The following is a 21151-nucleotide window of genomic DNA, read 5'->3' on the forward strand; positions in this document are numbered from 1 at the left end:
GCCTGCGTCGTTTGCGACACGTCGAAATATGCAATCACCGGGGGGATCTGCCTTTTACTGGTTCACACCATTTTCGCCGATGGGCCGCACCGGTGCAAGCGGCGACGTGCGGGACCGCGGCTGGACCAGAGCGATGCCGATCATCATGATGCCCAGCGCCAGCCAGACCCAGATGGCATAGCGCTCGTGCAGCAGCAGCATGGACCATATCACGCCAAATCCTGTCACCAGATAGCTGGCCTGCGCGGCAAAGACCGATCCCGCGCGGCCCACCAGCCAGACGTAGACGGCATAGACCAGCCCGTGTAGGGCCGCCGAGGCGGCCAGCGCCAGTTCGGGTGCACCAAAGCTGTCCAGCGGGTTGATCCACTGGCCCGTCAGCAGCGCCAGAGGCGCGGTGACGACCATGCCAAGCAGCGAGGCACCGAGGATCACCTGCATCGAATCCAGCCCCTGGATACCCCATTTCGCCACCAGGTTCCCCTCGGTCGCATAAAGCAGCGGCGCCATCAGGGCGACGGGGATGAAAACGGCCATCGCCTTTTCGGGCAGGCTGGCCTCAGGCCCGATCAGCAGCAGGATGCCGATGATGCCAAAGCTGAGGCCCATGACCCGCCGCCATGAAAAGGCTTCGTTGCCGAGCGCCAGCGCGATGGGCAGCGAGAAAAGCGGCACGCTCGCGATGATGATGGCCATGATCCCGCCCGGCAGCCGCGCCGCCGCGAGGTAGAAGAATATATCCGGCAGCACCGCGCCGCAGAGCGCCACAACCGCGTAAAGCCGCCAGTATTGGCGGCCCAGTTCCAGCGGCTTGCCGCGCACGGCGCAGATCGCGCCCAGAAGCGCGACGATCACCACCTCCTGCCAAAAGATCAGGCCAAGGGGCAGATGCCCGGTGCTGACAGCGATCTTGGACAGGGGCACGCTTAGCCCCCATCCCGCCCCCATCACCATCAGGATGGCATAGGGGCCAAGCTCGCGCCCGCTCACGGCCCTGCCGGGGCAAGGCGCCCGCCTTGGCGCACCATCTCGATCCGGGTGGCGCGGCCGGTGCGGTCGTCGGTTTCGACATAGACACCCGAGACGGTGACTTCCTCCATCGCAGGCGAGAACCGACCCTTGGGCATTCCGGTGACAAAGCGGCGCAGCGGCTCTTCCTTGTCCATGCCGATGACGCTGTTGTAATCGCCGCACATGCCCGCATCGCTCAGAAATGCGGTGCCGCCCGGCAGGATCTGCGCATCGGCGGTGGGCACATGGGTGTGCGTGCCCACAACCAGCGACGCGCGCCCGTCGCAGAAATGTCCGACACCCATCTTCTCACTTGTCGCCTCGCAATGAATGTCGATGATCGCGGCCTGAACGGCACCGCCCAGCACATGCGCACGCAAGGTGGCATCCAGCGCCGAGAACGGATCATCAAAGGCCCGTTTCATGAAGACCTGACCCAACACCTGCGCCACCAGAACCTTGCGCCCGCGCGCATCGGAAAAGACGCGCGCTCCGCGTCCCGGCGCGCTCTTGGCAAAGTTTATCGGCCGGATGATGCGCGGCTCGCACTCAATGGCGCGCAGCATGTCCTTTTGATCGAACGCATGATCGCCCAGCGTCACGCAATCCGCGCCCGCATCCAGAATACCCTTGGCATGCTCGCCGCTCAGGCCCATGCCGCCGGTCGCATTCTCGCCATTGACCACGACGAAATCGAGACCCCATTCCGCGCGCAACCCCGGTAGCATCTCTGCTATCGCCCGGCGGCCACCGCGCCCCATCACATCGCCAAGAAAGAGTAATTTCATGGGTCAAGTGTTAGGCTGCGCAAGGTGCACGCGCAAGAGCACATGATCGCGCGGACAGTGTGCGCCACAGGTGGCGGAACAGAGTATTTCCGCCAAGATGAAGCCATGGACGCGCAAGGTTTTTTCTTGGTGCCAAATACCCCCGCCGGAGGAAACAAAGACGGATCCGGCTCGGCCAAATCCGGCGGGTCGTTGATACGCTCGAAGCTGTCGCAGAAGACGCCTATGAGACACATGGAAAGACATTGAAGCGCGATGACGGCCGCTAGTTTGGCCCGCTGCGTCGGCATGTGCTGCCCAAACTCAGAAGGACTCCGATCGACCGGATCGACCAGCGCGACATCAAGCGAACGCTCCAGCGCGCAGCTTCTCTCACAGCCCTCCCAGGTCCGGTGGCCGGACCCGCTGTAATCGATGATGCGCTCCAGCTCCACCTCAGTCCGAGGGACGCGGGCAGTCGGCCCAACGAAGAAATTGTGCCGGTGCCTCGCAGTACCGCGCGGACCGTATCCCAAGCCAGACCGCTGTCTTGTACCAGCTTATAGAGAGATACCTGCATGCGCTCGAAGCCCGTCGGAAGAATGATTGGGCCCATGTCGAATTATTGGAGCTTACGATCCAGCTTTTCGACACACCGCAGTTCCGCTCGGGTCATGAGGTCCAATACGCTTTTTGCCCTTGTCGTCGCGGTGCTTGCGGCTGTCGTTGTTGGGCGGATTGGTCATCGAAGGCGTCACGTTCACCGACGGTGTCGCAGAAGCCGACGCGGATAACCGCGCCACTTGATCAAGCCGCATCACTCAAAATCTCGCATTTCTCTCGCAGTTACAATCAACAGCCTTTGGGGCCGTATGCATCGTCATGCCCACCTATCACTACAAGTCCCGGCGAGCGGACCGGATGGGCTCAAGAAGCTTGAGACAGAGAACCACCGGCTGACACGTGCTGTCTTGGATCTCACGCTTGAGAAGCTGATCCTGATCGGGACCGCAAAGGAAGATTCCTGAGCCCTTAACTTCGCCGCAGATTCATTGATCAGGTGCGGCAGGTTCTGGGCATACCAGCCCTCGACATATGCATTGATTGGAATTTGAGATCCTGTCAATATGATTGAACACACTGATAATGGGGGAAGTCATGAGAATACTATTCGCAGCCCTGATTATAGCGGGCGTATCTGTGACGCAGGTTTCTGCAGAGGAGCTTGACGTAAAGATAAATGGAGACCTCAGCAGCGTCACCGTCGAAACGTCGGGCGGACCGGTCGAAATCATTCGCAATCAGGACACTGATGCGACGATTGATCCGAGCTACGCCAAGACATCGCGCAAATGTCCCCCTTTTTGCATTCAGCCCATGCAGATCGCGCCCGGCGTGACCACTGTCGGCGAGATCGAAGTTCTGAAATTCGCCGAAAAAGGTGGCAAACTCATCGATGGCAGAACCTTGGACTGGCATCTCGATGGAACTATCCCGAGCGCAATCAATATGCCCTATACGGAAATGGCCAGCCGCCTCGACGAAATCGGCTGCACTGGCAGTGAGGGCAGTTGGGATTGCACGAGTGCAGAAGAGGTCCTGTTGTTCTGCAATGGCCCGTGGTGCGGCCAATCCCCAATGGCGATCAAGGCGATGCTCCGCGAAGGGTATCCGCCCGAAAAGATATTTTATTATCGCGGTGGCATGCAGGGGTGGAACAGCCTCGGCCTGACCGTCATCGAAGGTGAGATGTGATCGACACTGGCTGCGGAAGTTAGTCAATGAAATCCAAACTCCGCGCTCGAGACATTCCGGAGCGCAAAACCTGCTGACAGCAATGTCAGCCCGGCGCAGACTGCGCCGGGCATTCACTGGAATTGGCGGCCAGCTGGTATGACGCTTGTTATAGAATTATCGCCAAGGCTTTGGAGCGGTCTTTTGCAGCAATGACGCTCGACGTCCGCAATGGGCCAATGCGTGCTATCGTCGGCCTGCATCAACATCAGAGAGACGGGCCAAAAACCGCTTCATGACTGCAATAGCGTCTCGAAATGTTGCTTCACCAGTTCTAGAAAGCGGGAGGCCACCCTGGACGGGCGGCGCATCGCAGGCAGCAGAAGATCGTAGCGGAACGGCTGTTCAGGATCGAGCAGCCGCGTAGAGATCTTTCCTGCGGTCGCAAAATTCGTCGCGGTGACGGGTTCGACGATGGATAGTCCGGCACCGCTGGCGACCAGCTCGCAGATGGAAGCCGACAACTGAGCTTCGGCAATGATCCGCGGCCGCGCGTTTCGCGACGCAAAGAAAAGATCGGTCTCGGAGCGGGTCCCTATCTCGGCGCCGAGGGCGATGAAGGATTGCTGGTCGAAGTCTGACGGCGTGAGGCTGTCCTTGCGCTCAAGTTCGTGGCCCGGGGGCAGCACGGCAAGCATCGGCGCGGTGAAAATCGGTGTGCGTGTGACGGCGGGATGATCGTTATCAAGTGCGGCGAACCCAAGATCGAATTGCTGCGAGCTGAGATGTCGCAGCACAGCCTGTGAGCTGCGGGCGCGCAAGGATACAGTGATGCCCGGCTCTTCAGCGACAAACTGCGCAATCACGTCGGGCAGGAACTTGAGCGCGAGTGCGGGCATTCCGGCTATCAGCAAGCTGCCTTTACGAAAATCACGTATATCCTCAATGACGCGGGAAATTTCGGACATTCCGACGAAGGATCGCTCGACTTCCTCGTATAGTGCCAGTGCCTCGGACGTGGGGATGACCTGTCGCCCGCGCCGCTCGAAAAGTGCGAAGCCGGCGGCATTTTCTAGATCGGCAATCAGTTTGCTGATGGACGGCTGCGTCGTCGCCAAGACCTCTGCGGCCGAAGTGACCTTGCCGGTCTCGATAACGGCGCGAAAGGCTTCGATCTGACGGTGAGTGAGGCGAGGGAGCATTGCTAATGCATATCCAAATGGAATGTATAAAGCAAATATTACGATTATTATTATGCCTCCGCTTTAGCCATGATGACGGCGGAGGAGCCCTATGGATCGCAAGTTGCCTGATATCACAGTCATCGGAGGCGGCGTCGTCGGCCTTTCGGTCGCGCTCGGCCTGCTGCTGGCCGGACGGCGGGTGCGGGTGCTTGATGGAGCCGATATTGATGCGCGCGCATCGCAGGGCAATTTCGGATTGGTCTGGGGCCAGGGCAAGGGATGGAATTTCGCGCCCTATGCCCGGTGGACGAGTGATGCGCTGGCCGCTTGGCCTGAATTTTCGAAGCGTCTTGAAGATCTGTCAGGTATCGACGTCGCGCTCGATCAATGCGGTGGCTTTGAATTCTTTACCTGCGAAGAGGAGCTGCGCTCTTTCGCCCGTATCCTCATGGAGCAGCAACGGCATCTCGGCAACCGCTTCGCCCATGATGTGCTCCACGGTGACGATCTGCGCCGGGACATTCCCGGGATCGGGCCCGAGGTGGTCGGCGCTACATTTTCGCGAGCCGACGGGCATGTGAACCCGTTGCGTCTCTTGCGGGCTCTGCGGCGCGGCGTGTTGGCTGCAGGCGGCCACATCAGCGCTGGATCGCATGTGACAAGCGTCACCGCGCGCCCGGGTGGCGGCTTCGAGATTTCTGTTGCTGACCGCGCACCGCTGCACGCCGGAACGGTCGTTCTATGCGCCGGTCTGGGCACGGCCTCGCTCGCCTCGGATCTGGGGTTCGAGACGAAAGTCACGCCGCAGCGGGGCGAGCTGCTCATTACCGAAAAACTGGCGGATCGTCTGCCCTTTCTGTCCAGCACGATCCGGCAGGTCGACGAAGGGGGCCTCCAGATTGGCGGCACCAAGGCGGATGCGGGCTATGACGATGGCGAAACGCTGGACGTGATGGCGGGCCTGGCGCGACATGCCGTCTCCGTTTTCCCCGCCCTCGCCGATGTGCGTGTGATCAGGTCATGGGGGGCGCTGAGGGTCATGTCGCCGGACGGCTATCCCGTCTATGCGCGCTCTAACGCCTGCCCGGGCGCGTTTCTGGTTACCTGTCACAGCGGCATCACCCTTGCGCCGCTTCATGCGAATGTCCTGCCCGGCTGGATCGAAGGACGCGCTGATGCGCCAGAACTGGAGGCATTCGATGAACGTCGTTTCGCGCTTTCAAGCGCCGCCTGAGCCGGGCGCGCTGGTAGAGTTTGATTTTGAAGGCACGCCCGTCTCGGCGCCAGCCGGTGCATCTGTGGCTGCGGCCCTACTGGCGCATTCCGGCGCGCCAACCCGCCAGACGGCGGGGGGCGCCGCGCGCACGCCTTACTGCATGATGGGCGTCTGCTTCGATTGTCTGGTCGAGATCGACGGCAGGCCCAACGTGCAGGCCTGCATGACACCTGTCCGCGAGGGCATGATCGTGAAACGCCAGATCGGCCTGCGGAAGCTGGCGGAGGCGCGCGATGTCTGACGCTGACATCATCATCATTGGCGCAGGGCCAGCAGGCATGACGGCAGCCAGCATTGCTGCGCAGAACGGTCTGCGCGTATTGCTGCTTGATGAGCAGTCCCGGCCGGGTGGGCAGATTTTCCGCAACGTCTCACAGAGCGGCGACCGCCTCAATTGGCTCGGTAAGGATTACCGGGCAGGCGCAAGGCTTGTAGACGCGCTGGATCATCCGAACATCGACCATCGGCCGGGTGCCCGCCTCTGGCGGATCGAGGCCGGCCCCCGCGTGATCTGGTCCGATGGCGAGGCCAGCCATGTCGCCGTTGCGCCACATGTTCTTTTGGCCAGTGGCGCGCAAGAGCGGCCCGTGCCATTTCCCGGCTGGACGCTTCCGGGTGTCATGACCGCGGGGGCTGCGCAGATACTGATGAAGACGTCCGGGCTGCTGCCGCGAAACGCCGTTCTCGCGGGTTCTGGGCCTTTGCTTTATCTCGTGGCCGCGCAGATGATCAACGCGGGCCACGCGCCGCTGGCGCTGGTTGAAACGCAGGGCAAGCGGATGCTGCTGCGCGCGCTGCCGCACTTGCCGAAGGCGCTCTTCGGCGCAAGAACGCTGGCGAAGGGGCTCGGCCTTCTGGCCAGGATTCGCGCGGCGGGCGTGCCGCGCTACACGGACGCCTCATGCTTCAGCGCAAGCGCAGATGACGATGACAGGATTGAGTTCAGGTTTCGCAGGAAAGGGCGCACGGAGCGCATCGCCTGTGATCTTTTGCTGACGCATCAGGGCGTGATTCCATCAACCCACATGAGCCGATCTGCAGGAATTGCCCATGTCTGGAACCCGGCCCAGGTCGCGTTGCAACCTGTCTGCGACGCCTGGGGCCGGACCGATCGGCCGGGGGTTTACGTCGCCGGCGACGGCGCCGGGATCGGTGGCGCCGAGGCGGCCGAAGCGGCCGGTGAGATGGCCGCGCTGGACATATTGCGCAGCAGCGGGCGCATCAGCGAGGATGCGCGCAACCAAGGGTCGGCGCCCGCCCGCGCGACGCTCTTTCGTGCCCGTGCGATCCGGCCTTTTCTGGATGCCGCCTACAGGCCACCCGCCGAAATCCTGTCGCCGCCCGACGAGACCATCGTCTGCCGCTGCGAAGAACTGAGTGCAGGCGCCATACGGCAGGGCATCGCGGAAGGCGCGGCGGGGCCTCGCCAGATCAAGACAGCTCTGCGCGCCGGTATGGGCCCTTGCCAAGGGCGCATGTGCGAAGGCACCATACGCGGCATCGTTGCAGACGGTGACGCAACTGCAATGGCGCGGGTCGATCCGCCGCGGGCGCGCACACCGGTCACGCCGGTCCGCCTCGGAGAACTGGCCACCCTGAAAACCCGACTGGAGGAAAGCGCATGAGCGATCCCGCCGCATTGAAGGTCACCGACCTCTACAAGAGCTTTGGCGCACATGACGTCATCAAGGGCGTCTCGCTCGAAGCGCAAAAAGGCGAGGTGATCGCCATCCTCGGCGCGTCCGGTTCGGGCAAAAGCACGTTCCTGCGCTGTATCAATCTGCTTGAGACGCCCAATTCCGGCGAGGTTTGGCTGGCGGGCGAGCAGATGCGGATGACACGCAACCGCCGCGGCGAGACGGTGCCCGAAGATATCCGCCAGGTCGAGCGGATGCGTGCGCGGCTGGCCATGGTGTTTCAGGGCTTTAACCTCTGGTCGCACATGACGGTCATGGAAAATGTCCTTGAGGGACCGCTCTACGTGCAAAAGGCGCCCAAGCGTGATGCCCGCGACAAGGCGGCGGCGCTGCTGGAGAAGGTCGGTCTGTCGGACCGCGCCGACTATTACCCCGCGCACCTCTCAGGCGGTCAGCAGCAGCGCGTGGCAATCGCCCGCGCGCTGGCCATGGACCCCGATGTGATGCTGTTTGACGAGCCGACCTCGGCGCTCGATCCCGAGCTGGTCGGCGAAGTGCTGAGCGTGATGCGCGATCTGGCGGACGAGGGCCGCACGATGCTGGTTGTCACGCACGAAATGGGCTTTGCCCGCGACGTGTCGTCCAAAACCGTGTTCCTGCATCAGGGCGAGGTCTGCGAACAGGGCCCGCCGGCGCAACTCTTTTCCAACCCGGAGACGCCTGAATTCCAGGCGTTTCTGTCCCGCATGAACTGACCCAAACACCAAAAGAAAGGACTACCCCATGTTTCGCAGAACCCTAATGACCACCGCCGCGGCAGCCGCCCTTGGACTGATGGCGATCCCCGCCACCGCGCAGGAGACTTTGCGCATCGGCGTCGAGGGCGCCTATCCTCCGTTCTCGTCCAAGGAGGCGGATGGCACGCTCGTCGGCTTCGACATCGAGATCGCGCAGGCGCTGTGCGCCGAGATGCAGCGTGAATGCGAGCTGGTCGAGCAGGAATGGGATGGCATGATCCCGGCGCTCAAGGCCCGCAAGTTCGACGCCATCGTCGCATCGATGTCGATCACCGAAGAGCGCAAGCGCCAGATCGACTTCTCGGACAAGTATTACCAGACGCCCGCTCGTCTCGTCGCAGCGAAGGATGCCGGTTTCGAAGGCACGCCCGAGGGCCTCGCTGGCAAGCGTATCGGCGTTCAGCGCGGCGCAACGCATCAGTGCTACGCTGAAAAGATGTTCCCGGATGCCGAGATCGTTCTTTACGGAACGCAGGAAGAAGTCTTCCGCGACCTTTCGCTCGGCCGTATCGACGCACAGCTTTCGGACAGCCTGATCGCGCAGGAAGCATTCCTTACCAAGGAAGAAGGGGCCGATTATACCTTTCTCGGCGGCGATCACACCGATGTCGAATGCTACGGCGAAGGCGTCGGGATTGCCCTGCGGCAGGGCGAGGAAGACCTCAAGCAGGCACTGAGCGAGGCCATTCTGGCCATCCGCGAGGACGGCACCTATGCGGAAATCAACGACAAGTATTTTCCGTTCGATATCTACGGCGCCCGCCCCGAGGGTCAGTAAACCATTCGCCGGAGCGGGCCGCGCCGCTCCGGCCATTACCCCGAAGGACGCGCGATGGACCTGATACTGGAATATCGATCCCAACTGATCGACGGCACGCTGATGACGATACAACTCGCGCTGTCATCTTTGGCAATCGCGCTGGTCTTCGGCCTTCTGGGCGCCTGGGCCAAGCTTTCAGCCAGTCGCGCAGCACAGCGCATCGCGGGGCTTTACACGACCATCGTGCGCGGCGTACCGGATCTGGTGCTGATCCTGCTGGTCTTCTTCGGCGGTCAGGTGACGCTGAACAATATCGGCGCCGCGACGGGCCTTTGGGGCTATGTCGAGGTCAGCCAGTTCGCGGCCGGCGCCTGCACGATCGGCGTCATTTTCGGCGCCTATTTCACCGAAACGTTTCGCGGCGCCATCATGGCGATCCCGCGCGGCCAGATCGAGGCCGGTATCAGCTGCGGAATGCCCCGATCTTTGATCTTTCGCCACATCATCTGGCCGCAGATGGTGCGTTATGCCCTGCCCGGCTTTACCAACAACTGGCTGGTCCAGCTCAAGACGACGGCGCTGGTGTCGGTCATCGGACTGCAGGATCTGGTCTATAACGCCTTCACCGCTGGCCGCTCGACCGGGCAGCTCTTTACCTTCATGGCGGCCGCTTTCGTCATCTACCTTGCGCTGACCGGCATTTCGGATCTGGTCCTGCGGGCGGTCGAACGGCGCTATAGCCGCGGCGTGGTGAGGGCGTAGCCATGGAAACCTTGCTCAACTACATCCCCCTAGATATCGCGCTGATCGCCGAGAATTTCGATCGCTTTCTCTACGGCGTCTGGACCACGCTGAACCTCACCTTTCTGGCGCTGCTTCTGGGCGGGCTGATGGCGATCCCGATGGCGATCGCGCGCGCGTCCGGCCACCGTGTCTTCAACCCGCTCGTACAGACCTACACCTATGTTTTCCGCGGCACGCCGCTCTTGGTGCAGACCTATCTGATCTATTACGGCGTGGGCCAGTTCGCCGTGATCCGCGAAAGCTTCCTCTGGGATCCGATCCTGTCTTCGGCCTGGTGGTGCGCGCTGATCGCCTTCACGCTCAACACCGCGGCCTATACGACCGAGCTCCTGCGCGGCGCCATCGCCGACACGCCGAAAGGCGAGGTCGAGGCCGCCATCGCGACGGGCCATTCCTATCGCAGCCGCATGCGCCGCATCATCCTGCCCTCAGCCTTTCGCCGCGCGATCCCTGCCTATTCCAACGAGGTGATCTTCATGCTGCACGGCTCGGTCATCGCCAGCACCATCACGCTGCAGGATATCCTGGGCGTCGGGCGCTGGCTGAACGGGCGCTACTACCTGGCCTATGAGGGGTTCATTACGGCGGCAGTCCTCTATTTCCTGATTGTCCTGTGCATCGCATGGGCCTTCCGCTGGTTCGAGCGGCGATACCTGCGCCATCTCGCCACCCGAAAAACCACCTCTGCGCCCGTTGCCAACGTGGCGCCCTGAACCCGGGGAGACATCCATATGATCGAACGTCAAAAGACCGGCCCGAGGATGAGCCGCATCGTCAAACATCGCGGCACCGTTTACCTGTGCGGACAGGTCGGCAGCGGCGCAGGTGTGTTGATGAGCACTCTTTACTGGTTGAGCGAAGATCAGATGGCGCGGCGTCGGCCAAAGTAAATGGCCTACGCTGGTGCTTTGCTTTGTCGGTCACAAGATTGCAAAGAGCAAATATGACAGGCCATCAGACTGATGTGCCATCAGTCCATAAACACTGCGAGATGTCCTTCGGTCTTGACGCCTCGGCGTTCTGAAGACCGAGGCGTTCCATCGAAATGTGTGTCCGCAATGATGGGGCCGACCGTGGCACTGCCTGACGGCGACTTGCGAGCTGAGCGACTAGACGTTTGCCGTCGTCCGACATAACTTCTCAATTAGAAATGAACCATATGGGACAGAAAGGAGGAGCAATGCAGTTCATCCAGATGTTGGTGGAACTTTAATGTTCTGATGGTGGATCAGCTGGTAGATACGAAATCAGCATCTTTCGTCAATCGCCGCTTTCAGAATGAAAATTCTTCATTGACAGTACCCCCGCCGGAGGCCCCGCCATCTCAGTCCTCGACGTCTTCGGTTACGAGGCGATAGTCCAGCAACTCCTCGGGCAAGAGCACGTAGATATCATCCGGCCCGGTCGCCAGTGCCGGACGCATCAGGCGGATATCGACGCCCATGTCATGCAGGTATTCCATCACCTCGCCCTGCCCGCGCTGGATATCCTCGACCGCCAGAAAGGCGGGTAGCACGGTATTCTTGCCAAAATAATGCTGGTGCACGCCCACCTGGGCTCCGTCGGGCGCGCTGCGCGCCACGCCGGCCGCCAGCATGTAGGGACAGGCGGAAAAGCAGACATCGCCCGCCTCGACCTTCGTGTCGAGCGCGCCAGCGCGAATGCTGCGACCGATCTCCAGCGCATCGCGGACCGACCCGCCAGGGCTGTTCAGCACGACAAGTTCCAGCCCGGCCTCGGTCCCCAGCCGCTCGGCCAGACGCTCATCGTCGCCGGGGGCGATGGTGCCGGTCACGCGCAGCGCAGCGCCCTCGCGCAGAAATTCCAGCCGGCCGGGCATGTCGCCGGTGTTGCGGTAAGGCCGCTCAGGCGCGCCCGGCGCGCGTTTGGGCAACGGCATGTCGCGCGGGGCATAGCGGCGGATCTGATCACCCGGCGCAACCGGGCTGTCGACGCCCGGCGCGGTGGACGGCCAGCCAGGGCGCGGCAGCGCGCCCAGCACGTCAGAACCAGCCAGAAGCCCGGCCATGACCAGTTGCAGCCCCAGCACTGCATAGAGAACACGGCGCGCGTCCCAGCCGCGTTTTGCCTTTTCGATCATGGCGTGGCGGACCCGTTGCCGCCCGCCCTGCTGGGCGCCTGCACCGGGGCGCTATCGGCCCGCGCGACGGGCGGCACCGGATGGCGCACCTCGTCCATCTCGTGCAGGACCATCATCGCCGCGCGCAGCTCGGACAGGGTCAGCGTCTGCTCGATTCCAACGCCCTCTCGCCCTGACCGGATCGCCGCCTGGGTCACCATCAGGATAAAGACCAGAACCGCCGGCAGAAGGTCAATCGCGATGGCCCCTGCCCAGGATGGGGCGAAATTGCCAGCATAGCGGATCACCGCATCCGCCGTCGAGATCGGCGTATAGGTCGTCTCGCTCGGCGGCGGCATGGACACGACGGCATCGGCGGCACTGCGCAGCGTCGCCGCCCGCTGGCCCAAGACCTCAAGAACCGAGCTGATCGTGGTTTGCTGATCGCCGCGCGCCGCATCGCTACGCCCGTCCAGTTCGGGCAGCACGACAGAGGCTGCCAGATCCTGCGCCGCGCGAGATACAAGAGGCGCGACCGACAACTGCCGCAGTTGCGTGATCAGGCCCGCAAGGCGCACTGCCTCTTCGGAAAACTGGACCGAGCGGGGCTCGACCGGGCCCGGCTCGACCGTCAGCGCGCGCATCCGGCTGAGCGTCGCGTTCCCCTCGGCAAAGGCCGCCTCGACCAGCGGCTGCTGCGAGGCGATCTGCGCCTCAAGGCCGCGCAACTCGTCCGACTTCTGGCTGAGCACCCGAAAGACCGCGCCGCGGCCGGCTAGGCCCGAGAGATCCCCGCTGGCCTCCTGCGCGCTCAGATCCTCGAAGGACTGGCGGACGCGGGCCACGTCACGCTCCAGCCCCTGCGCCGAGACGGCGATATCATGCGCCTGCTCCAGAGAGGACTGGTAATCCTGCACCGTCTTGGCCAGATGCTGCTCGACCGCGGCCGAGCCTGCCAGCGCGGCGGCATTCAGCCATGAGGACATGGCGATGATCGCAAGCGAGCCGATCCCCATCGAAACCAGCAGACCGATGCGCGACGCCATGCTGCGCACCGAGGGCAAAAGCCGCATGAGATAGGACCAGAAGACGAAGATGCCCACCGAAACGGCAATGGAGTAGGACGCGGCGGCAAAGAAACTGAGCGCGCCATTGTCGTCCAAGAGCGACGACACCCCCAGATAGGTATAAATGCCCGAGGCCGTCGCCAAAACGCCCAGCGCCGCGCCCGTGATGGCATCGAGCCAGCGAACATGGCCCTCCAGCTCGGCGGCATAGCGCACGCCCTGTGCCTCGGCGCGGCTGATGCCCGGTTGCGGGGGCGGTGCTTTGGTCTCGCTCATGCGCGGCTCTCCTGCTTGGCTTCGGTCCAATATGGGGCCGCGTGTGCGATTGGCAAAGTGACGGCTGTGCTAGAGCGCAAAGAGACGACCCGGACCCCAGCCCTCCGCGCCCGACTTGGCAAGCCGCAGCATATGCCAAAGGAGCGCCTGGTTGGACGTGATGACCGGCAAGCCCGTCTGCGCCTCGACCTCTGCGATGATGGGAAAGGTTTGCAAATTCGTGCAACTGGCAAAGAGCGCGTCTATTCCCGGCGCCTTGGCCGCCTCCAGCAGCGCCGCGCGGGTCGAGGCCGGATCGATGCGCGCCACACGCCGGTCATCGCCTTCGGCAAAGCTGACCTCGTGCAGCGTCTCGACACCGTTCGCCGCGAGAAGCGCGCGCATCGGGGCGGTCACGCTGGCAACATAGGGTGTGACCATGCCGATGCGCCGCGCACCCACCTGTGACAGCGCGGCGATCACGGCGCTGATCGGATCGGTCACTGCCGCTTCGGGATACACCGATTGCACTTGGGCGGCCACCCGCGCCTGCCCGATGACCGTCGCGCCCGAGGTGCACGCATAGCCGATCACCTCCAGCCCCTGAGGCAGGAGGGCGGCGGCGACGGGCATAGCCGCATCCATCTGCGCCAGCGTATTAGGCGTGATCTGCGCGGCCACCGGGATGCGCGCATGCAAAAGCTGCACGTCGCGGCCCGCCAACATCTGCCGCGCCTCGAATTCCAGCGTCTCATCCGTGGCCAGCACGATCAGGCCCAGCCGCGCGCTGCCGCCCCCGGCGCCGTTGTTCAGAGCATAGTCCATCACGTCTCTCCCGGCCTGCTGAGCGTGCCGCCCGATACCGCCGCGCGCACGCCTGTTGTCGCGCTGCAAGATGTCGGCAACCCGCGCGTCACCCGCACGGCCAGATAGCCAAAGGCCTGCGCCTCAAGCATATCGCCATCAAGGCCGACCTCCTCGACCGGCGCCACCTCGCAATCGAGGGCGGCGCGCAGCATGTCCATCATCACCGGGTTGTGCCGCCCCCCGCCGCAGACCAGCAGACGCGCGGGCGGCTCGGGGCAATGCTCCATTCCACGCAGCACGGCAGCAGCCGACATGGCGGTCAGCGTTGCGGCGGCATCGGCATCGGGCAGTTCCTCGACAAGGTCGATCATGTCGGCAAAGGCGTCCCGGTCCAGCGATTTGGGCGGCATCTTCAGGAAATATCCCTCGTCGAGGAAAAGCTCCAGCGCGCCCTCGGCCACGGTGCCCGCTTTGGCCAGCCTGCCGCCCTCGTCATAGGGCACACCGCGCCGGGCCATCATCAGATCGTTGATCGGCGCATTGGCCGGCCCTGTATCAAAGGCCACCAGCGCGCCGGCATCCTCGGGGCGGCGCACAGAAGGATCGACCCATGTCAGGTTGCCGACCCCGCCCAGATTAAGGAAGGCAATGGGCGCATCCGCGCCGACATAGCGCGCGCAGGCATGGTGGAAAAACGGCGCTAGCGGCGCGCCCTGCCCGCCCAGGCGCATATCCGCGCTGCGAAAATCCCAGACCACCGGCAGGCCCAGCGCGTCCGCCAGCGCCGCCCCGTCGCCCAGCTGATGCGTGCCGCGCCCGCCCGGCTCATGCGCCAGCGTCTGGCCGTGAAAGCCGACGAGGGCGGCATTGAGGCCGCTGAGCGCCTCGATATGCGCCTGCATCACCACGGCCTCGGCCGCGTCCAGATCATCGCCCGGCCAGCGGCCCAGCGCGGCGCTCAGCACCGCCTGCTCGTCCGCGGTATAGGCGCGATAGCGGCTATCCCCGAAGCCGAAAATCGACGCGCCATCGGTTTCGACAAGCGCGGCATCGACGCCGTCCAGAGACGTGCCTGACATCGCCCCCAGCGCCCACATCCGTTCGGCCTTCAACATGCTCTTTTCCTTTGCCCGATGCGCACCTATACATGCCGCGCAAAGCAATCCGGGACAAGCGCCATGACCTATCACCCCAAATCCGAATTCCTGAACGTCATGGTCTCGCGCGGCTATCTGGCCGACTGCACCGACATGCAGGGCCTCGACGATCGGTTGATGGCGGGGGTGACCCCCTGCTACATCGGCTATGATGCCACGGCCAAGTCGCTGCATATCGGGCATCTGCTCAACATCATGATGCTGCGCTGGCTGCAAAAGACGGGCCACAAGCCGATCACTCTCATGGGCGGCGGCACGACCAAGGTGGGCGATCCCAGCTTCCGCGCGGAAGAACGGCCGCTGCTCACGAACGAGGTGATCGACGAGAATATCAACGGCATGCAGCAGGTCTTTGCGCAATACCTCAGCTACGGCGAGGGTACGACCGATGCGATCATGGTCAACAATGCCGAATGGCTCGACGGGCTGAATTACCTCGAATTCCTGCGCGATATCGGACGGCATTTCTCGGTCAACCGGATGCTCAGCTTCGAGAGCGTGAAGTCGCGCCTCGACCGCGAGCAATCGCTGAGCTTTCTCGAATTCAACTACATGATCTTGCAAGCCTATGATTTCCTTGAGCTGAACCGCCGCTATGGCTGTGCGCTGCAGATGGGCGGATCGGACCAGTGGGGCAATATCGTCAACGGCATCGACCTGACTCGCCGCGTGATCGAGGGCCATGTCTTTGGCCTGACCTCGCCGCTGTTGACCACGTCGGACGGCAAGAAGATGGGCAAATCCGAAGGTGGCGCCGTGTGGCTCAATGGCGAGATGTGCAGCCCCTATACGTTCTGGCAATTCTGGCGGAACACCACGGATGCCGATACCGGACGCTTCCTCAAGCTCTATACCGAGCTGCCGTTGGACGAATGCGAGCGTCTGGGCGCGCTGGGAGGCTCCGAGATCAACGCGGCCAAGGTGATTTTGGCCAATGAAGTCACGGGGCTACTGCACGGAGTTGAAGCGGCGAAAGCCGCCGAGGCAACCGCGCGCGAGGTCTTCGAGAAGGGCGGCGTCGGGGACGATCTGCCGACGCTGGTGCTGGAACCCGGCGAGGCGGCAGAGGGCGTGTCGATCGTGCAGTTGATCGTGCGCACGGGCCTCGCCAAGTCCGGCAAGGATGCCAAACGTCTGATCGCCGAGAGCGGCGCGCGGATGAACGATGCGCCACTGGAGGATGCAGGGCTGATGATCGGGACGGCGGATCTTGCCCAGCCGATCAAGCTGAGCGCGGGCAAGAAGCGTCATGCGCTGGTGAAGTTGGGCTGAATTGCTGGCGCCAGCGCCTCGGGCGGGCGCCGGGATGTAAGTATTTTTGCCAGGATGAAACTGGAGTGCTCAGCGGGTGGCGAGCGCGTCCTGCAGCACCGAGAGGACAGCATCCGGTGGCACATCCGAGGTGACGAAAGCCTCGCCAATACCGCGCGCAAGGATGAAGTGCAGGCGCCCGTCCTTGACCTTCTTGTCTTGGGCCATGAGATCGAGGAGCCCCTGTGCGTCCGGCAAATCCCCTTGGATATCAGCCAGATCGGTCTTCATCTTCATCTGGCGCAGATGGGCGTGCACACGGCTGGGCGTCTCCTGCGGGCAGAGGCCGAGACGGGCCGACAGCTCAAACGCCAGCGCGCAGCCGATGGCGACGCCCTCGCCATGGAGCAGGCGATCCGAATAGCCGGTGGCGGCCTCGAGCGCGTGGCAGAAGGTATGGCCGAGGTTCAAAAGCGCGCGGTCGCCCTGCTCGGTCTCGTCGCGGGCGACGATATCAGCCTTCATCTGGACCGACCGCGCAACGGCATGGATGCGCGCGTCCATATCGCCTGCGGCCATCGCAGAGGCATTCTGCTCCAGCCAGTCGAAGAAGGTGGCATCGCCCAGCAGGCCATACTTCACGACCTCGCCATAACCGGCGAGGAAGTCACGGCAATTCAGCGTTGCCAGCAAGTCCGTATCGGCCAGCACGAGGCTGGGCTGGTGAAAGGCGCCGATGAGATTCTTGCCCTTGGCCGAGTTGATGCCGGTCTTGCCCCCGACCGAACTGTCGACCTGCGCCAGAAGGCTGGTCGGGATCTGCACGAAACGCACGCCGCGCCGCAGGATCGCCCCCGAAAAGCCCACCAGGTCGCCGATCACACCGCCGCCGAGGGCGATGACGACATCATTCCGCTCGACCTGTGCGGCCAGCAGCCATTCAGTGACATGCTCCAGCTGCGTCCAGCATTTCGTGGCCTCCCCTGCAGGGAGGGCCAGCGCGGTCATCCCGATGCCTGCCTCGGCCAGCCCGGCGCGCAGCGCGTCCAGATGCAGCGCGCCCACGGCCTCATCGGTGACGACCGCCACGCGGGGGCGGCGCAGCAAAGGCGCAATGAGCGCGCCCGAGCGCGCGAGCAGGCCGGGGCCGACATGGACGTCATAGGCGCGGTCGCCCAGGGGGACGTGGACGATATGGCTCATTCGGGCTCCAGTATTCCGGGGCGGGCGGCAAGCGCCTCGATCACGCGGGTGGTCATTGTTTCGATCGTGTAGCCGGGGCGACTGACGACCTCGATATCGGCCTGGGCGTAGATAGGCACGCGAGCCTCGTAGAGGCTGCGCAGCGTTGCATGTGGATCGGGCGTGCGCAGCAGCGGGCGCGTGTCCTTGTTCTTGACCCGATTCCAGAGCAGCCCCAGATCCGCGTTGAGCCAGACTGACACGCCCTTCTGCGCGATGATCTCCCGGTTGCGCGGCTGCAGAAAGGCACCGCCTCCGGTGCTGAGGATGCTGCGCTCGCCCGACAGAAGGCGATCAATGACTTCCGTCTCGCGGCAACGAAAGAACGCCTCGCCATCACGCTCAAAAATCTCGGAGATGCTCATCGCGGCAGCCGTCTCGATCTCAGCGTCGGAATCACGGAAGGGCACGCCCAGCCGCGCCGCCAGCGCCTTGCCCACTGCCGTCTTGCCGGCCCCCATCATGCCGATCAGGACCACTGTCCGGCTCAAGGTTGACGGCCCTTTGCCTGCCACTGTCGGCACTCCCCCGCCCATTTGCAACAATCCGTGACTGAATGACGTGATCTTGCCCGAAAGGCCAGTTATAAGTTGGGCAAAACGGATCGAACCGCAGGCAGGCATATCGTGTTCAGACTTATCAAGTGGTTGTTTTATCTCGCTATCCTGGGCTTCATCGCCCTGGTGGGATACGCCTATCTGGGCCCGTTCTTTGGCGCGGATTTCACGCCAGAAGCGACCGAGATTCGTCAGGACATCCTGCTAGATGCACAGTAGCCCCGGACGCGCCGCCGCGATTGCGCTGGCGCTGATGCCCGGCGCGGGTCTGGCGCAGGAGGTCGCGCCGCTCTCGGCGATCGACTGGCTGAACCAGCCCGGCGCGGGGCAATCGACGCCGGGCCGCCCGATCAGCGAGCCGCCGGTCGCCGGCGAGGTGAATATCCCGAGCATCGAGATGACCCCCCTTGCCGACGCGACCAGCGGCGCTGTGGGCCTTTTGCCGCCCTCGGTCACGGGCCTGCCCGCCACGCTCTGGGCGCAGAGCGGCGCCGAAGACCTGACCGCCCTCTGGCGCAGTGCGACGCAGCAGCCCCCTCCGGCCATCACGGCCCTCTATCACTCGCTCTTGCTGGCCGAGGCCGAGCCGCCCCATGGGCGCGAGGGCGCTTATCTACGCACACGGGTCGACATGCTGCGCCGTTTCGGTGCGGTCGAGCCTGCCATGGAGCTGCTGGCCCGCGCCGGCCCCGAAACACCTGGCATCTTTCCCGCATGGTTCGATTTGGCCCTGCTGGCAGGCGCTGAGACCGAGGCCTGCACCGCGCTTCAGGGATCGCCGGGGTTGATGGCGGGCGATGCCGCGCGGATCTATTGCGCAGCGCTGACCGGCGATTGGGCGACGGCCGCGCTGATGTATGACACCGGCGCCGCCCTTGGCACGATCAAGGGCACCGAAAGTGCCCTTCTGGCACAGTTTCTGGACCCCGAGCTGGCCGAAGAGGCCCCCGTCCCGGTGCCCAGCAGCGCGCCCTCGCCTCTGGAATTTCGCCTGTTCGAGGGGATCGGCGCGCCCCTGCCGACGCGCGGGCTGCCGCTGGCCTTTGCGATGTCGGATCTGCGCGGCACCGTTGGCTGGAAGGCCGAGATCGAAGCTGCCGAGCGCCTCACGCGCGCGGGCGCGCTGGCGCCGAACCGGCTGATGGGGCTTTACACGCGGCAGGATGCCTCGGCCTCGGGCGGGGTCTGGGATCGGGTGAGCGCCATTCAGGGGCTGGAGACCGCCCTGGCGGCTGGCGATGCCGCGCGCATCGGCGCCGCACTGGATGACGCTTGGGGGCAAATGCGCAGCGAGGGGCTGGAAGTGCCTTTTGCAGAACTTTTTGCCGAGGGCGTGAAGGATGCGAACCTTCCCGCTCGGCTGGACGCGCTGGCGTTTCAGATGGCACTCTTGACGCCCGATTACGAGGCGGCGGCAGCTCGCGTCCCGGCCGGGCGGGCCATGAAGTTTCTGGCCGGTCTGGCCCAAGGCCGCCCCGATCCGGCCCTGGCCGAGCGCCCGGCCGAGAGCATGATCGCCGCCGCCTTTGGTCAGCCCCCCGAGGCCGCACCCGAACATGCCTACCTGATCCGGCAGGGCAAGCTGGGCGAGGCGATCCTGTCGGCCGCGCTGCAATTCGACCGCGCCGATAGCGATCCGGGCGAAATGGCAAGCGCCCTGCGCACCTTGCGGGCCGTCGGCCTCGAGGATGCGGCCCGGCGCGCGGCGTTGCAGGCGCTGATCTTAGGGACGCCCGCATGAGCAATGCGGGCCAATGGTGCGCCGCCTTTCTAGAGGCGCAGGCCGCCGAACAGGGCGCAGCGCGCAACACGCTTGAGGCTTATGCGCGCGATCTGTCCGATTTCACCGGCTGGCTGACGCGGGAGGGCCTTGCACCCGATACCGCCAGCCAGGCGGATATCGAGCGCTACCTCGTCGGGCTGGAGGCGCAAGGGCTGGCCAAATCCACCCGTGCGCGGCGGCTCTCGGCGGTCAAACAGCTCTACCGCTTTGCCTTCGAGGACCGGCTGCGCGCCGACAATCCGGCGATGCGCATCAAGGGGCCGGGCCGCGACGCGCGCCTGCCCAAGACGCTGAGCGAGGACGAGGTCGACCGCCTTCTGGAGGCCGCCCGCACCACCGGGCGCAATGCGCGTGACCGGTGCCGCAACACCTGCCTGATGGAACTGCTCTATGCCACCGGCATGCGGGTGACCGAGCTCGTGTCGCTGCCCATCGCTGCGGCGCGGGGCAATCCCCAGATGCTGATGATCCGTGGCAAGGGCGGCAAGGAGCGGATGGTCCCCCTGTCGCCACCCGCCCGCGCCGCGTTGCAGGAGTGGCTTGCCATGCTGGACGCGCAGGCCGAGGCGGACCGCGCCAGGGGCAAACCGCCCTCGCCCTATCTTTTCGCCTCGTCGGGCAAATCGGGGCACCTGACCCGGCATCGCTTCTATGCGCTGATCAAGGAACTGGCCGTCGAGGCGGGCGTCAGCCCGGCGTCCGTTACACCGCATACACTTCGACACGCCTTCGCGACACATCTGCTGGCCAACGGGGCGGATCTCATGGCGATCCAGGCCCTTCTGGGCCATGCCGATGTCGCCACGACCGAGATCTACACCCACGTGCTCGACGCGCGCCTCTCGGCCCTCGTATTGGAGCATCATCCTCTCTCCGAGACGGCCACACGCAAATCCTCTGCAAGCGCGGCGCCGGAAGGCGAGTAGCGCGGACCAAGCGGGGAACGCCGCAGGATCATTGCTATCTGACGGCCATGATCCCT

At 64.1% G+C, this 21151-nt stretch carries 22 protein-coding genes; 13 read left to right on the forward strand and 9 right to left on the reverse strand.

Annotated features, from left to right (window positions below; all coding sequences use genetic code 11):
- Positions 1–54: 54 nt before the first annotated feature.
- On the reverse strand, positions 55–990 hold the full coding sequence (locus ACEWPM_RS06000) for a DMT family transporter (RefSeq protein WP_393961522.1): 936 nt from the start codon (positions 988–990) through the stop codon (positions 55–57).
- Positions 987–1799: a TIGR00282 family metallophosphoesterase gene (locus ACEWPM_RS06005; protein ID WP_393961523.1), complete on the reverse strand. Its 813-nt coding sequence runs from the start codon at positions 1797–1799 to the stop codon at positions 987–989. Before ACEWPM_RS06005 ends, ACEWPM_RS06000 begins: the two co-directional genes overlap by 4 nt.
- A 1137-nt stretch (positions 1800–2936) precedes the next feature.
- Here ACEWPM_RS06005 and ACEWPM_RS06010 point away from each other — a divergent pair.
- A complete protein-coding gene (locus ACEWPM_RS06010) occupies positions 2937–3533 on the forward strand; it encodes a rhodanese-like domain-containing protein (protein ID WP_393961524.1) in 597 nt (198 codons plus the stop codon).
- Between the two features lie 272 nt (positions 3534–3805).
- Here the strand turns inward: ACEWPM_RS06010 and ACEWPM_RS06015 are convergent, their stop codons facing one another.
- Positions 3806–4714: a LysR substrate-binding domain-containing protein gene (locus tag ACEWPM_RS06015; protein ID WP_393961525.1), complete on the reverse strand. Its 909-nt coding sequence runs from the start codon at positions 4712–4714 to the stop codon at positions 3806–3808.
- A gap of 103 nt (positions 4715–4817) precedes the next feature.
- Between ACEWPM_RS06015 and ACEWPM_RS06020 the strand changes: the two genes are divergently transcribed.
- Genes ACEWPM_RS06020 through ACEWPM_RS06055 form a run of 8 tightly spaced genes read left to right on the forward strand, consistent with a single transcriptional unit; the run spans position 4818 to position 10860 of the window.
- On the forward strand, positions 4818–5930 hold the full coding sequence (locus tag ACEWPM_RS06020; protein WP_393961526.1) for an NAD(P)/FAD-dependent oxidoreductase: 1113 nt from the start codon (positions 4818–4820) through the stop codon (positions 5928–5930).
- Positions 5896–6213: a (2Fe-2S)-binding protein gene (locus ACEWPM_RS06025; protein ID WP_393961527.1), complete on the forward strand. Its 318-nt coding sequence runs from the start codon at positions 5896–5898 to the stop codon at positions 6211–6213. The genes ACEWPM_RS06020 and ACEWPM_RS06025 overlap by 35 nt, the downstream gene beginning before the upstream one ends.
- The gene (locus ACEWPM_RS06030; RefSeq protein WP_393961528.1) at positions 6206–7597 is read left to right on the forward strand and encodes an FAD/NAD(P)-dependent oxidoreductase; all 1392 of its coding nucleotides are present in this window, start codon (positions 6206–6208) and stop codon (positions 7595–7597) included. The genes ACEWPM_RS06025 and ACEWPM_RS06030 overlap by 8 nt, the downstream gene beginning before the upstream one ends.
- Positions 7594–8364, forward strand: coding sequence for an ABC transporter ATP-binding protein (locus ACEWPM_RS06035; RefSeq protein WP_393961529.1), 771 nt, complete (start codon positions 7594–7596; stop codon positions 8362–8364). The genes ACEWPM_RS06030 and ACEWPM_RS06035 overlap by 4 nt, the downstream gene beginning before the upstream one ends.
- Before the next feature lie 28 nt (positions 8365–8392).
- Positions 8393–9184, forward strand: a complete 792-nt coding sequence (locus ACEWPM_RS06040; protein ID WP_393961530.1) for an ABC transporter substrate-binding protein — start codon at positions 8393–8395, stop codon at positions 9182–9184.
- Positions 9185–9238: 54 nt separating this feature from the next.
- Positions 9239–9928, forward strand: a complete 690-nt coding sequence (locus ACEWPM_RS06045) for an ABC transporter permease (RefSeq protein WP_393961531.1) — start codon at positions 9239–9241, stop codon at positions 9926–9928.
- Positions 9929–9930: 2 nt separating this feature from the next.
- The gene (locus tag ACEWPM_RS06050; protein ID WP_393961532.1) at positions 9931–10683 is read left to right on the forward strand and encodes an ABC transporter permease; all 753 of its coding nucleotides are present in this window, start codon (positions 9931–9933) and stop codon (positions 10681–10683) included.
- An 18-nt stretch (positions 10684–10701) separates the two neighbouring features.
- Positions 10702–10860 carry a RidA family protein gene (locus ACEWPM_RS06055; protein ID WP_393961533.1) on the forward strand — a complete coding sequence of 53 codons (159 nt, stop codon included), beginning with the start codon at positions 10702–10704 and terminating at the stop codon, positions 10858–10860.
- A gap of 434 nt (positions 10861–11294) precedes the next feature.
- Here the strand turns inward: ACEWPM_RS06055 and ACEWPM_RS06060 are convergent, their stop codons facing one another.
- From ACEWPM_RS06060 to ACEWPM_RS06075, 4 genes are all read right to left on the reverse strand, one after another.
- A complete protein-coding gene (locus ACEWPM_RS06060) occupies positions 11295–12071 on the reverse strand; it encodes a COG3904 family protein (RefSeq protein ID WP_393961534.1) in 777 nt (258 codons plus the stop codon).
- A complete protein-coding gene (locus tag ACEWPM_RS06065; RefSeq protein WP_393961535.1) occupies positions 12068–13393 on the reverse strand; it encodes a hypothetical protein in 1326 nt (441 codons plus the stop codon). Before ACEWPM_RS06065 ends, ACEWPM_RS06060 begins: the two co-directional genes overlap by 4 nt.
- 69 nt (positions 13394–13462) lie before the next feature.
- Entirely contained in the window at positions 13463–14197 is a 735-nt protein-coding gene (locus ACEWPM_RS06070; protein WP_393961536.1) for a maleate cis-trans isomerase family protein, read from the reverse strand.
- Positions 14197–15294, reverse strand: coding sequence for an anhydro-N-acetylmuramic acid kinase (locus ACEWPM_RS06075; protein ID WP_393961537.1), 1098 nt, complete (start codon positions 15292–15294; stop codon positions 14197–14199). Before ACEWPM_RS06075 ends, ACEWPM_RS06070 begins: the two co-directional genes overlap by 1 nt.
- 63 nt (positions 15295–15357) lie before the next feature.
- On the opposite strand from ACEWPM_RS06075, the gene tyrS reads away from it, so the two are divergent.
- Entirely contained in the window at positions 15358–16608 is a 1251-nt protein-coding gene (tyrS, locus tag ACEWPM_RS06080) for a tyrosine--tRNA ligase (protein WP_393961538.1), read from the forward strand.
- A 69-nt stretch (positions 16609–16677) separates the two neighbouring features.
- Here tyrS and aroB read toward each other — a convergent pair whose 3' ends face one another.
- Positions 16678–17790, reverse strand: a complete 1113-nt coding sequence (gene aroB / locus ACEWPM_RS06085) for a 3-dehydroquinate synthase (RefSeq protein ID WP_393961539.1) — start codon at positions 17788–17790, stop codon at positions 16678–16680.
- Entirely contained in the window at positions 17787–18365 is a 579-nt protein-coding gene (locus ACEWPM_RS06090) for a shikimate kinase (RefSeq protein WP_393961540.1), read from the reverse strand. Before ACEWPM_RS06090 ends, aroB begins: the two co-directional genes overlap by 4 nt.
- Before the next feature lie 90 nt (positions 18366–18455).
- Here ACEWPM_RS06090 and ACEWPM_RS06095 point away from each other — a divergent pair, with 90 nt between their 5' ends.
- From ACEWPM_RS06095 to ACEWPM_RS06105, 3 genes are read left to right on the forward strand one after another with little or no spacing between them, the layout of a single operon-like run.
- Positions 18456–18605, forward strand: a complete 150-nt coding sequence (locus ACEWPM_RS06095; RefSeq protein ID WP_393931585.1) for a hypothetical protein — start codon at positions 18456–18458, stop codon at positions 18603–18605.
- A complete protein-coding gene (locus ACEWPM_RS06100; protein ID WP_393961541.1) occupies positions 18595–20127 on the forward strand; it encodes a hypothetical protein in 1533 nt (510 codons plus the stop codon). The genes ACEWPM_RS06095 and ACEWPM_RS06100 overlap by 11 nt, the downstream gene beginning before the upstream one ends.
- Positions 20124–21095: a tyrosine recombinase gene (locus tag ACEWPM_RS06105; protein ID WP_393961542.1), complete on the forward strand. Its 972-nt coding sequence runs from the start codon at positions 20124–20126 to the stop codon at positions 21093–21095. Before ACEWPM_RS06100 ends, ACEWPM_RS06105 begins: the two co-directional genes overlap by 4 nt.
- Positions 21096–21151: the final 56 nt, after the last annotated feature.

The organism is Roseovarius maritimus, from assembly GCF_043355895.2.
Taxonomy (GTDB): domain Bacteria; phylum Pseudomonadota; class Alphaproteobacteria; order Rhodobacterales; family Rhodobacteraceae; genus Roseovarius; species Roseovarius maritimus.